The 13,187-nt window shown below is 56.5% G+C and carries 9 protein-coding genes; 1 reads left to right on the plus strand and 8 read right to left on the minus strand.

The genetic code is table 11. From position 1 onward, the window contains the following. Nucleotides 1-77: 77 nt before the first annotated feature. From HNQ38_RS13865 to asnB, 8 genes are all read right to left on the minus strand, one after another. Entirely contained in the window at nt 78-962 is an 885-nt protein-coding gene (locus HNQ38_RS13865; protein ID WP_183722451.1) for an SWIM zinc finger family protein, read from the minus strand. A gap of 2 nt (nt 963-964) precedes the next feature. Beyond that, on the minus strand, nt 965-4,183 hold the full coding sequence (locus tag HNQ38_RS13870) for a DEAD/DEAH box helicase (RefSeq protein WP_183722453.1): 3,219 nt from the start codon (nt 4,181-4,183) through the stop codon (nt 965-967). Nucleotides 4,184-4,547: 364 nt separating this feature from the next. Beyond that, on the minus strand, nt 4,548-4,736 hold the full coding sequence (locus HNQ38_RS14505; protein WP_183722457.1) for a transposase: 189 nt from the start codon (nt 4,734-4,736) through the stop codon (nt 4,548-4,550). A 55-nt stretch (nt 4,737-4,791) separates the two neighbouring features. Continuing rightward, nucleotides 4,792-5,895, minus strand: a complete 1,104-nt coding sequence (locus HNQ38_RS13880; protein ID WP_183722460.1) for a GumK N-terminal domain-containing glycosyltransferase — start codon at nt 5,893-5,895, stop codon at nt 4,792-4,794. Between the two features lie 13 nt (nt 5,896-5,908). Continuing rightward, nucleotides 5,909-6,478, minus strand: a complete 570-nt coding sequence (locus tag HNQ38_RS13885) for an acyltransferase (protein WP_183722463.1) — start codon at nt 6,476-6,478, stop codon at nt 5,909-5,911. Beyond that, the gene (locus HNQ38_RS13890) at nt 6,475-7,644 is read right to left on the minus strand and encodes a DegT/DnrJ/EryC1/StrS family aminotransferase (protein WP_183722466.1); all 1,170 of its coding nucleotides are present in this window, start codon (nt 7,642-7,644) and stop codon (nt 6,475-6,477) included. Before HNQ38_RS13890 ends, HNQ38_RS13885 begins: the two co-directional genes overlap by 4 nt. 16 nt (nt 7,645-7,660) lie before the next feature. Next, nucleotides 7,661-8,713 carry a Gfo/Idh/MocA family protein gene (locus HNQ38_RS13895; protein WP_183722469.1) on the minus strand — a complete coding sequence of 351 codons (1,053 nt, stop codon included), beginning with the start codon at nt 8,711-8,713 and terminating at the stop codon, nt 7,661-7,663. A 280-nt stretch (nt 8,714-8,993) separates the two neighbouring features. Further along, complete coding sequence (gene asnB / locus HNQ38_RS13900; RefSeq protein ID WP_183722472.1) at nt 8,994-10,937, minus strand: asparagine synthase (glutamine-hydrolyzing); 1,944 nt, start codon at nt 10,935-10,937, stop codon at nt 8,994-8,996. A gap of 550 nt (nt 10,938-11,487) precedes the next feature. Between asnB and HNQ38_RS13905 the strand changes: the two genes are divergently transcribed. After that, nucleotides 11,488-13,179, plus strand: a complete 1,692-nt coding sequence (locus tag HNQ38_RS13905) for an ABC transporter ATP-binding protein (RefSeq protein ID WP_183722475.1) — start codon at nt 11,488-11,490, stop codon at nt 13,177-13,179. The last annotated feature ends 8 nt before the right edge of the window (nt 13,180-13,187 follow it).

Raw genomic sequence — 13,187 nt, forward strand, 5'->3', positions numbered from 1 at the left:
GTGCAACGTGGTCACGCCTAAAAAACATCTTGAAAACCCTGCCGTTATCAAAATCGTCGTTACCGGGTGAGAAGAACCTACTCCGCTTGTGTTGTAGTTTTCCCCACGATGTTGCAGCCTATGGTGCAGTTGAGGCCCACATCACTTGCTGCCCCGTACACGTCCACCATTGTGCCCATAAATTCTTCATTTCCCCGCCAAAAAGGGATTCCGCCAAGCCGCCGGGGCAGGGCGGCGGCAACAGCGGGAAGCATAACCGCTCCAAGTTCAATCGGCGTTGCACAGTGGCCCCAAAACTGTGCAGGATCGCAGGGGAGCGGTTCAGCCTCTTCCTGTCTGTCATCCGGGTCGGCTTCGGCATCATTCGCGCCAGTACCCAGCAGTTCCAGAAGGGCCTCCCGCTCAATGCCCCGAAGCTTGAACAGCAAAAAGGGATCCCGGTCAAACTCCTCTGCCACAAGGTAGTACACAGCTGCGATATGCTTGCACGGATTTGACCCGTCAGGGCACGAGCAGTCGGTTGTAAAATCATCCTTCTTTGCAGGAAAAAGCGACAGCTTGGCCTTTTTGAAAATTTCTTCAATCTGTTGCGGCATCTGTCCCGACAAGAGGGCGGCGGAGAAAAGGGCCTCCTTGCGCAGTGCATGGCCGATGGTGCCCCACGCGTCAGCCTCCAGAGGTTTGACCCGCATGGTGACAGTGTACGGCTTGGCCCGTGAGCCTTGCACTTTTGCGGAAATGCAGCCTTTTTCCATTTGGATGGACACGACCTGCCCTTTGCGGGCATACGCGCGCCCACGGGTCAGCCGTGCGCCCAGCCCGAAGCTTTCAATAAGTTCAACCCAGCGCTTGGCCCACCAGTTTTGGCCAAAGCCGCCGCGCCGACTCTGGGACTTGATGCCCCCCTTGACCTCGCGGGCTTGCGATGGGGGAAAGCCGCCATATTCACGATACCAGGCCATGCTTACTCCTCCAGGGCGTTTTTCCGCAAGGCGAATAAATCTCGAAGTTCCTGGTTGGACAGTTCTGTCAACCAGGCCTCGCCAACACCCACCACTGCATCGGAAATTTCTTTCTTGCGCTCAATCATGGCATCAATCTTTTCTTCCAGCGTACCGCTACAGACAAATTTATGCACAAGAACATTGTGGTGCTGGCCGATTCTGAAGGCGCGGTCCGTGGCCTGATTTTCCACTGCCGGGTTCCACCATCTGTCATAATGAAACACATGATTGGCCGCAGTGAGGTTAAGCCCCGTAGAGCCAGCTTTGAGCGAAAGAATAAAAATCGGAGGGGCCTGGGCATCGCCCTGAAAGCGCTCAATCATCCGGTCGCGCGCCTTTCGTGCTACGCCGCCGTGCAGAAAAAGCACCTCCCTGCCGAGGGTGTCCTGCAAATGCGCTTTGAGTATATGGCCCATCTCTTTGAACTGGGTGAATACCAGGGCCTTGTCGCCCACGGGCAAAATCTCTTCCAGCATTTCAGTGAGGCGGGCAAGCTTGCCCGAGCGTCCGTCTATGGCCGAGTTGTCGCCAAGGAAGTGAGCGGGGTGATTGCATACCTGCTTGAGCCGGGACAGGGTCGCAAGAATAATGCCCTTGCGCTGTATGCCGTCCACCTCGTATAATGTACGGTTCAGGTCTTCAAGCACAGCGGCATACAGCGATGCCTGCTCCTTGGTCAGCGGGCAAAATTCCTTCATTTCCACCTTGTCGGGGAGGTCGGAAATAATGGACGTGTCTGTTTTAAGGCGACGCAGGAGGAAGGGCGCGGTAAGGCGCTTCAGCCTTGTGGCAGCCTCGGGATCGCGTCCGGTCTGGATGGGTATGAAAAAACGCTTGCGAAACTCTTGCTGGCTGCCCAGAAAACCCGGATTGAGAAAATCCATAAGAGACCACAGGTCGCCGACATTGTTTTCCACCGGCGTTCCTGTCAGGGCTATGCGGTACGCCGCCGGGATGGCCCGAGCGGCTTTGGCCTGTTTTGTTTCGGGGTTTTTGATGTTTTGCGCTTCATCCAGAATAACGCCGGCCCAGGAAATATCTTTCAGTACCGCCATATCCCGCTGGAGAAGGCCGTAGCTTGAAATGACCAGCGCCTGCGAGGACGCGAGCCGCCGGAAGGCTGCTCCTTTCTTGCGGTCAAGCCCGTGATGGATCATGATCGGCAGTTCGGGGGTGAATTTTCCCGCTTCTCTGGCCCAGTTGTTGACCACCGATGTGGGGCAGATGAGCAGGCTGGGCATCTTTTTGCCGGAAGACCATAATCTTTGCAGCAGGGCCAGAGTCTGGATGGTTTTTCCCAGACCCATGTCATCGGCAAGGCAGGCCCCAAGGCCCCATTGCTGCAAAAAGGCGAGCCAGGAAAAGCCCCGCGCCTGATAGGGCCGCAGGGTTCCGCCAAACTCGGCCGGGGGCGGCAACTCCGCGCAGACCGTGCGGCCCTCCAATTGGTCGAGCAACTCGCTGAGCCAGCCCGCACTCTGCACACCGCCAAAGGCAAAGCCGTGGGGGGCGTCCTCACCGCCAAGGGCCATGCGGAGAATATCCCGGGCCGGGGCGGTATTTTTGCTGTTTTTCTTCCAGAAATCGGCAGCGGCCAGAATTTCCTGTGCATTGACCTCCACCCACTGTCCCCGCACCTGCACCAGAGGAACCTTGAGCCGGGCCAGAGCCAGAAGGTCTTTATGCGTTATGGGCGCTCCACCAAGAGAAGCCTGCCAGTCGAATTCCACAATGGTATCAAGGGAAAGACCGCTTGAAGAGCGGAGTTTGGGGGCTGCCACCCTGGCCTGAATGACTGGCCGGAGCTTCGCGCCTTTGCTGGTCCACCATGCAGGCAGCATGACCCCGAATCCGGCCTGGCCCAGAGCAAGAGAGGTATGTGTCAGAAAACGGTGTGCGCCCTGAACGTCCAGACTGTAGCCTTGGGGGGCGGCATCCTTGAGGCTGGCCGCAATCTCCGGCGCAATGCCGGAAGCCTGGCCGAGCGCAGAGAGCACATACTCTCTGGCATCTGCACCCAGGTGCTTCAATACCGAGGCACGCTTTTTGGGACCAGACCAGAGGTCCTGTATGGGGAGCAGGAGGCTGTGGTCATCGTGCGGATGCAGAAGATAGGAAACCCGCCAGGCAGAATCGTCCCCCGCCGGAAGGGCAGGAAGAGCATGGTTCAAAGGCGCGTCGTCATTTGTGGGTTCTTCAAGCCTGAAGCAGAGTCGCACCGGGGATTTGGATAACACCGTTATGGGGCGTTTCCAGCGAGTAAGGGTATTTTTTAGATCTGTTACATCTTTCTTCAGCCAATCTATGCGCCCATCTGGCGAGCGCAGGGCGGCCAGCCATGCGTCATGTACGCTATCCACTACGGGGTGCGCCCGTGATGCTCGTAATATTCGTGAAGTGGCGGAAGTGGCGCCTTGACCCTTTTTACTTGACGTCGTTTGCGGCATGGCGGAGCGGACAAGTGCGTCAACCATGTCCGTCAGAAAAGCGCGCAGAACAGAAGCGGCGGCGGTGGAAGGCGGTGCTTTGCCGTCAGCCTTGGTCAAGGCCCTGGCCGATGGGGGCATGGCGGCGGCAAAGGCAGCGAAGCGTGGCTGTTCCTCCGCGGTAATCACCGGTTCCCATACGGAGTGGCAATGACCGCCGACCATCCGTACGCCGGGCAGGTAGTGCTGTCTGGCAACAAGCGCCCCGGCATACCTGAGCATTTCAGCCCAATAGGCAAGGTCATTCCCCAAAAGAACACCACGGGCGAGAGTTTGCTTGCCTATGCAATTTGCCAGAGCAATTACGGCTTCCTGGCTATTGAGCCGTGTGGCTGCAACGCGCCAGGGACGCAGGCGGAGTGAAGCTTCGGCTTTTTCGGCATCGTGAAGGAGCCGACTCGACGGCACAGGACCGGATTTTGAGGACGGCAGCCAGGCGGTGGCCTCAAGCGGGCTTGCAACGCCCGGCGAAAGGCCGAAGTGTTCGACCAGAGCGGCGTCAAGAGCGGCCTGCCCAGCGTCAAAGGGAGAATGGGCGGGACTTGCGGTTTTTGTTTTTGCTGCACGTTTCAGGACGATTGCCGGGGCTGTGTTCTCCGAGGCAGCAGAAGCAGCAGAAGAAGAAGAAGAAGAAGAAGGTACGGAAGACGTAGAAGAGGCTGGCGAACTTTCGCCCCAAAGCAGAAATCCCATCTCCGTCTGCGCGGCGTGGAGAACAATCACTGACTTTTACCTCTTGCTGTCCGTATATGGCCTCGCCCAGGAGATAAGGTCTTTCTTCATGAAAAAAACAAATCGGATGCACACGTATATTCGGCATCAGGCGATATTGCCCCGCCAGTATAGGGAATCCGCGCTTTCGGTCCTAATCGGCTAATCGGTCTTCATGACCACGGACAGCACCAGATTTTCCGAAAGCAGGTCCGACCGTTTTTTCCAGCCTGTCTCAGCCACCTTTAACTGCACGAAATGGATGAGCGCCGTGGTCGCTGGTCTGATTTTATCATGTTTACGCTTTGCACGAGAATTCAATGCAAAAACAAACGCATGCTTGCAGTTAACTGAAAACATTTTTTAAGGGCCGATTATCTACTTCGCCTGTTACAGCACTAATCAGCGTCAGATAAACCTCGGTATGGTACAGATCATTCAGGTGCTGTTGAACTTTACACACACTGATGCCACGGGCGTAAAGCGAAATGATGATATCGTAGAAATCCTGCCAGCGCGGCTGTTTTTTCTCCACTCTTCCCTCCCCTTCATTTTTGAGGAGATGAAGGGAGTCGAAGCCTTTTCCTCTGTTACATCTGGAGAATTTCTTTCGCAACTTCTGCCCACGTGCGCACCTCCAAAGCAAAGCTGGCGTCGTGGCCGTGGGCCAAGGCGTTTTGCAGCGCGGTGCGGCAGGAGGAAGCATCGCCGGGCGTATAGTAAAAAACTCCAGCACGATGCAGGTCAATAAAGTCGGGTGATACTATTGGCAGCCCGCAGTATCTGTACTGCATGATTTTCAGCGAATCGGTATAAGCCTGCATGGGGCGGGATGAGGGACGCAGGGTATACAGGCCGGAACTGGCGAACTTGATAAAGGGAATAGTCTCTTTAAACGGAATTTCACCGTAGTATTGCACGTTGGCAGGTATATTTTTTCCAGGGCGGACGATTCCCAATATATGAAAGTCCACATTCTGGCATTGTTCTGCCATGCGGTGGACGGCCTCTACATCATAGAAGCCCAAACCGCAAAAAACGGCATTAGCTGTGCCGGGGGCAAAAGGATTATCAGAACAGGCGTCAAAAGAGCTTTTGTCAATGCCGTGAGGCTGGATGCGCACAGTGGACGGGTTGGGAAATTTTTCTGCCAGGGGGGCGCAGGGGACACTTATGAGCGAGAAACCCGGCGCCAGTTCCTGCTCCAGAGTCACCATACGCAACGGGGTTGAGCGCATGGTGCGGATGTCGTCAGACACCCGGTAGATATGTCGTGCCTGGGGCGCAAGCGAGCGGCACAGTCTGGTTAGAAACAGGGACGCGTTGCTCTCGTACACCACGGCATCAGCTTCCTGTATACGCGACTGTAACTGGCCCAATGGATAACGGTCATATCTGTCCATGCGGGCGGCAAGCAGGCGGTCTACCTGGGCAAACAGTGCCGAGTGGGGATGCGTGGGAGTGAAGTGAACGTAGGAGTCCAGGCCTGGGGCAATGGACTGCATGCTGTTGCGTGCCTGCCAGATGCCGGAATAGCGCGTACGGAAGTCGCGCCGGGCGTAGGATAACCAGGAAAATCCCACAGTGGCGAATGTGATGTTATGTCCCTGGGCATGCCAGGCATTGGCCAGATGGTGGAACCCGGCCTTGCGCGGCGATGGATACCAGTGGTTGCTGAGTAGAACAATGTTCATGAGGTATGGGTGGCTAGTCGGCCAACTTCAAGCCAGCGTCAATGCGAATATATTTTTCGCCACAGGCCGGACAGGCGAGATCGGTGTTCAGTTTTTCGCCGCAGCGGCAAACCCAGCCTTTGAGCCTGGCCGGATTGCCGAATACCAGAGCATGGTCGGGAACATCACGCGTTACCACGGCCCCCGCCCCCACAAAGGCATAGCAACCAATGGTGGTGCCGCAAACGATGGTAGAATTGGCCCCCAGGCTCGCACCTTTTTTGATGCGTGTAGGCCTGGCCTCGTCCATCCGACGGATATTGGCACGGGGATTAAACACATTTGTAAAAACCATGCTTGGGCCGCAAAAAACATCATCTTCCAGGGTAACGCCCTTGTAGACGCTGACATTATTCTGGATTTTACAGCCGTTGCCGATTGCAACATCAGGGCCGATAACGACATTCTGCCCCACGTTGCAGTCAGCCCCGATGGCCGAGCCTGACATGATATGCGAGAAATGCCATATTTTTGTGTTAGTGCCAATGGTTACAGCGTCGTCAATGCAGGCTGTCTCATGGGCAAAGTATGTTTTTCCGCTCATGACAGCGCCTTTGCAACAGCGTCAGCCACCTGCCAAACAGAGGCCTCGTCCATATATGGGTGAAAAGGCAAAGCCAGAATATTGCGTGAGGCGTAAAGAGCGGCGGGCATGCTCTGGGGCGTGTAGCCCAGGTCGGCAAACACGGCCAGGCAATGCTGCGGCTTGGGGTAGTAAATGTTGGTGGGCACGCTCTGCTGCTTGAGGTGTGCGGCCACAGCGTCACGGCGGCCCTCAGGAAGCATGATGCAGTACTGTGCCCAGGCGCTGACGTTGCCTTCCTCAACGCAAGGAGCAGTCAGGCCGGGAATGCCTTGCAGATATTTGGAATACCATGCCGCAACCTGCTGGCGCGCCGCAATTTCGTCAGGAAAAATTTTCATTTTTGCCAATAAGATAGCGGCCTGCAAGGTGTCCAGGCGTCCGTTGAGCCCCAGACGGACATTGTCATACTTGTCTTGGCCCTTGCCGTGTATCCGGATGGAGCGCAAAAGTTCGGCCAAGTCATCGTCATCAGTAAAAACTGCCCCGCCATCGCCGTAGCAGCCCAAAGGCTTGGCCGGAAAAAAGCTGGTGGCCGAGGCATGGCACCCCAGAGCGCAGGTTTTTTTGCCGTGACGGCTTCCGCCAAATGCCTGAGCGGCATCCTCCAGCACCATAAGCCCATGCGCGCGCGCAATGGGCATAATGGACTCATAGTCGGCCGCCTGCCCGAAAATATCTACGGGAATGACGGCACGAGGGGTCAGGGGGCGCTTGAGGGCCGCCTCGGGGACAGGGTAAATGGACGGATCACTTTTTTGTATGGCCTCAATAGCTTTTTCAAGCAAATCAGGGCGCATATTGAATGTGATGGGGTCTATGTCCACAAAGACGGGGGTGGCTCCCAATAAGGAGGGCTCTTCGGCTGTGGCAAAAAAGGTAAAGGGAGGCATAAAGACCGCGTCCCCTTCCTTTATTCCCCAGGCCATAAGCGGCATAAGCAGGGCGTCTGTGCCAGAGGCGCAGGTGATGCAGTGCTTTGCCCCGGTGAAAGAACAGAGCAGATCTTCCAGCTCTTTGATTTCCGGCCCCATGATGTATTTGCCGTGATCCAGCACGGCCTTGATGCGGAGGTCTATATTCTGGCGTATGCGGGCCTGTTGGGCCGTAAGGTCGATGAATTGCATGCTTGCCCGCCTGCTTTTAGTATTCCAACGGCAGTGAAATGGTTCTGTGGTCGCGCGCGCTGCGGTATGCCGCGATAAGCACTTCCAGAGATTTCAAGCCCTCGCGGCCATCGGTTTCGGGCTCCGCCTCGCCGCGCAGCACCTCGATAACATTCCTGTAGTAGAGCGGATGCCCAAAGCCGTACACGGATGTGGTGGAATAACTGGCATTTCTGACATCGGCGTCATAATCTTTTGCTTCGGCAAAGTCCCACAGCTGTATTTCATTAACAGCCACGCCGCCTACTCGCACTGTGCCCTTTTCGCCGATAATGGTGATGGAGCCTTCAAGGTTTTTGGGATAGGTGAGCATGGTCACGGCCATAGAGCCTAGGGCACCGTTGCGCCAGCGCACGTTGAGTACACCAGTGTCTTCAACCTCGATGTCGCGGGCAAGCGTACCCATCATGGCCTGAACATCGGCAATGGGGCCAATGAGCCATTCAAGCAGGTCAACGTAATGGCTGGCCTGATTCATGAAAGCCCCGCCGTCCATTTCCCAGGTGCCGCGCCATTTGGCCGAGTCGTAATAGGCTTGGGGGCGCGTCCAGAACACGTTGAGATGCACCATATAGATTCTGCCAAAGCGTTTTTCGTCAATGGCGCGTTTGAGCAGCTGCAAGGTGGCGTTGCGTCGGTTCTGCTTGATGACAAACAGCCTGCGCCTGGCATGATCGCAGGCGTGGATCATGTCCATACCGTCCTGCCAGCGGGTGGCCATGGGCTTTTCAGTCATGATGTGCTTGCCGGCCTTGGCGGCTTCGATGACCATTTGCGGGTGCAGGCCGCTGGGCGTGCAGATGGTCACTATGTCGCAGTCAGATTGCGCAAGAAGCTCGGTCAGGCTTTTGTAGGCGGGCACATTGTATTGCGCGGCATGGGCTGCCAGAACTTCGTGATTGTTGTCGCAAATGGCGGCCAGTTCCATGTTGTCGCTGTGCACTTCAATGGAGCCAAAGTGATTTTTTGAGATGCGCCCGCAGCCGACAATGGCGTTTTTAATCTTTCTGCCTGTGATGGTAGGAAACATGAGCAACTCCTTATCTGAACCAAGGCGTAACCGAGCATCCGGCAAACGGCCGCCGTGTATTGACGGATGTAACAGGCTTGCTTTGCAGACCACCGAAATCAGTAATCATCAAGGTTGCCGCATTAGCAAGTAAGCGTAAATCCACACAAGCCATAGGGTCAAGTAGTATGCCGCAGGCATTCAGGCCGCGCAAGCCCGGATTCTGAAAGCATTTAAAAGCTGGCTGTGGAGCGGTATGCCCCTGCCGCCTTGCTGCAGCGCGCAATGGTAATCCGTCAGTCTAGTGTCTGATGTCCAAAAGCTGAATCCACCTGACATAGCACAGCCAGCGCCATACCCGCCAGTCAAACGGCTTGCGCCCGTCGCGGATGGCGCGCCACTCCTGGCGGGCCGCATCCATGCGTAAAAACGGCACGGAGCTGGCATCGGCAAGCGTGGTTTCAACCCAGTCCGAAAGGGCGTTGATCCACTGCCATTCCGGCGTGGCAAAACCGACTTTGTCCTTCCGGTCAAGCACAGCGTCCGGTACGAGGCCGCGCATGGCCCTGCGGAAGATGCTTTTGCTGCAACCTTGCATATCAACCAGATATTCCTCAGGCTGCGACATGCAGAACTCGGCTATTTCTCTGGTAAGAAAAGGAACCCGGCTCTCGATGGAATGGGTCATGGCATTGCGGTCGCCGTGGCGCAAAAGCTGCGGCAGGCCGTTCCAGGTCAGCTGATAGGCCAGGGTCTGCTTGAGGCAGTGGGGCGTGGGGTAAAGCTGGCGGCGCGTGTTTTGGCGCAGCAGGCGCACACCCTCCTGGCGCAGTTGTTCGGTATCAAGCCACGCGGGTGCGGTGGAGCGGCCAACACAGCGCAAGGCCAGCGGCGTGAGCCATTCTGGCACAAATTCGCGCACGCCCTGGCTGACAAGGTAGCTCCAGGTGCGTCCGGGCCACTGATGGCTGGCCCGCAAAAAACTGTATGCGCCGCTGAGGTCGCCAGCGCGGAGCAGGGAGGCAAGCCGGGGGCCGGGGTAGCCGTGATACCCGGCCAGTAGTTCGTCAGCGCCCTGACCGTCAAGGGTCACGGTGATGCCACATTCTCTGGCAAGCTGAAAAACCCGGTACTGGGCATAGATGGAGGTAGAACCAAAGGGTTCGCCTTGCGCCAGCAGAAGCGCGTCCATATCCTTGCGCAGCTCTTGCGGTTCTACCGTAACCGTGTGGTGGACGGTATCAGTGTGGCGGGAAACCATGTTGGCCCAGTGGGCCTCGGAAATATCGCTGCCCGGCGCGATAAAGCTGAAGGTATGCAGCTTGGCGTCAGGCTCCAGATGCCGAACGGCGCAGGTGACGGCAGAGGAGTCAATGCCGCCGGACAGGGCTGTTCCCAAAGGCACGTCGCTGCGCAGATGCAGGCGGACAGAATCGAGAAAGAGCTGTCGCAGTTGCGTGGCGGCGTCGTCAAAGCTGAGCTTTGACCTTGTGCTGACCTCAGGCAGCCAGTACCTCTCAATATTGACGGATTCCGGCGAGTTCAGGCGGATGGTGCAGCAGTGGGCGGGCGGCAGGGAGTACACGCTTGCCAGCATGGTGGCTGCCCCCACATCGTATTGCCCGTAGCACAGATACTGATATGCGGAAACAGGATCAACCTTGCGCGAGACGCCGGGAAAACATAAAAGCGCGGGCAACTCGGAGGCAAAGCAAAAGCCTGCTGCGTCGCTGTGCCAGAAAAAAGGTTTGATGCCAAAAAAATCGCGGGCGCAGAAAAGGGTGTTTTCGCGGGCATCAAACAGCGCAAGGGCAAACATGCCCGAAAACCTGCTCAAGGCATCCTTTCCCCAGTGGATCAAGGCTTGCAGCACCACTTCCGTGTCAGTTCCGGAATAAAAGGCTACCCCCGCAGCGCGCAGTTCTTCACGCAGTTCGCGGTAATTGTACACCTCGCCGTTATAGGTGATGGTGTACCGCCCGTCTGGCGAGCGCATGGGCTGGTGCCCAGTTGGTGAAAGGTCAAGGATGGACAGGCGCGTCTGCCCCAGCAGCAGGCGAAACGGTTCTTGCCGGGTATAGGTGCGTTCGGTTTGTTCGGCCTTGTGGGCCTGCGTGGAAAATATGACAAATCCTGCGTCATTGGGGCCGCGATGGCGCATTTTGTCTTTCAGCGTTAATGATACCTTGTGGGCATCACAATCTTGAAATTGCTGCGAAGGTATCCAGCCGTAAATGCCGCACATGGTTGCTCTCCAAACAGGCGCGACAACGGCGCGCAGTGTCTTTATTTTAGACGAAACATAGCGGTGGCGGCGCCAACGTACAATGCTGGTGTGGCTCATTGTACGCAATTGCCAGGCCCGTGGCTGTGCCCCTGCCGTCCATATAGGCGATAACTCCTCTAAACGCCAGAGCGTTCTGCGGGCGTGGGGCGCAGTTCGAAATCTCCGGCAAGAGGCTTCTGCCAAACAGTCCACCGCTGTTACTACCGTCTGAGTAACAGCGGAAAACAATTTTTTAATATTCATATGTAGTTAATAGGTGTTCTCTGCTATTGGAATGGGTATTCGCCGCTTGATATTTATCATAAATATGGCTAATTAAATAGGTCGCGATTTACTATTAAATCGCAATTGCTTGAATTTGCTGCGCTACGTCAGTGTGTTCGCTTGCAGGCATGTTCCCACGTATCTTTTGAAGGTGCTCGTGTTAGTTGTACTTCGTAAGATTTATACCATGCTGTCCCCGCAGCGCCAGAAACAGTTTATTTGGCTGACGTTGGGGATGTTTTGTATGGGCTTTGTGGAATTGGGGCTGGCGGGAACCATTTCTCTGCTGGGCGTGGCCTTGGCCGCTCCGGAGGGGCTGGAAAAAGTTGGGCCGCTCTGGAAGCTTTTTCAGTTGCTGCCCAGCTTTGGCGTGGATATTCCGCAGAGCATCCGCATGCTCATACTTGTGCTTGGCCTGGTATGCGTGGCCACAGCGCTTAAAAATATCCTCACGGCCACCATGACCTATTGGCAAGGCCTGGTTTCACAGTATGTGGGCTGGGATATAGGCGTGCAGGTTTTTGACGCCTATCTGGGCGCTGCGTATGTGTGGCATACGCAGCGCAATCCGGCAGACCTCAGTGTCCACCTTACATGGCGGGCCTATGTGGCAAGTTTTCTTCTCGGCGGCCTGCAAGTGGCCAGTCAGGTCGGGATCATGCTTTTTCTCATGGTAGGTGCGTTTGTCATGGCCCCCCTGGTGGCGCTGCTGCTGTACGGCGTGGCGGCCAGCGTCGCCTTGCTGGTGTATAAGGCCGCGCAACGCAAGGCGCTGGAAGCGGGTGAGCAGGCGGCAGAGCTTGGGGTTGGCGCTGGGCGTGTGGCACTCTCTGCGCTGCACGGCATTCGGGAGGTGCAGATTTACGGCCAGCAGGCCTCATTTGGCACGCATTATTCTTCTTACGCCACGGCCACAGCCAAAGCCAATGCCCGCCAGAACCTGTTCCCTGCCATGCCGTTGTGGTTTCTTGAAACAACAGGCATGACGCTGCTTTTTCTGGCGGTTATTCTTATGGCAACACGCAGCGAAAGCGTTGCCAGCATTACTGGAACGCTGACCCTCATGGCGGCAATTTGCTGGCGCATGCTGCCAGCATTAAACAAGATTGTAGGCGGCGTGCTGCAACTTAAAACCTACTTCAGCCCCGTGCAGACGCTGCTCGCCAGTGACCTTTCTTCCCCGCAGATAGTCGCCCATGTGACGCACACGCCTTTTGCCCAGAGTCTGGAGCTGCGCGAGATATCTTTTCGCTATCCTCAGGCGCAGGAGGATTCTCTGGACGGCGTCAGCCTGACCATCGGCAAGGGCAGCATGGTGGGACTTGTTGGACTTTCCGGTGCGGGGAAAAGCACCGTAGTGGGCGTGCTGACGGGCTTGCTGGAACCCCGGCAGGGGACGCTGCTGGTGGACGGCAAGGAAGTGAAGTCTGGCCCAGGATTTTTGAAAATAGGCTATGTGCCGCAGAATCCCTATATCATTGACGCTTCGCTGGCTGAAAATGTAGCCTTTTGCTCCTGGGGCAGCGCCCCTGACGAAGAGCGCGTGCGGGAGTGTTGCCGCATGGCGGCTATGGATTTTCTGGACTCCTTGCCCGAAGACATCCATACGGAACTGGGGGATCGCGGCATGCGCCTGTCTGGCGGGCAGGTGCAGCGTATTGCCATTGCCAGAGCCCTTTATGGCGCACCGGATATCCTGCTTCTTGACGAAGCCACCAGCGCCCTCGACGGCGCCGCTGAAGCGGCTATTCAGAGTACCATACTCAGTTTGCGGGAAAATCTGACCATCGTTGTGGTGGCGCACAGGCTCTCCACCGTGCAGGGCTGCGACCATCTGTATTGGCTGGACGCCGGAAAGGTCCGGAAGTATGGTTCTCCAGAGAAGGTGCTGCCGGAGTACGAGATGTTTTTAAATACTCATGGCGAGGATGCTTAGCAGGCTTC

It is taken from the genome of Desulfovibrio intestinalis, assembly GCF_014202345.1.
Taxonomy (GTDB): domain Bacteria; phylum Desulfobacterota; class Desulfovibrionia; order Desulfovibrionales; family Desulfovibrionaceae; genus Desulfovibrio; species Desulfovibrio intestinalis.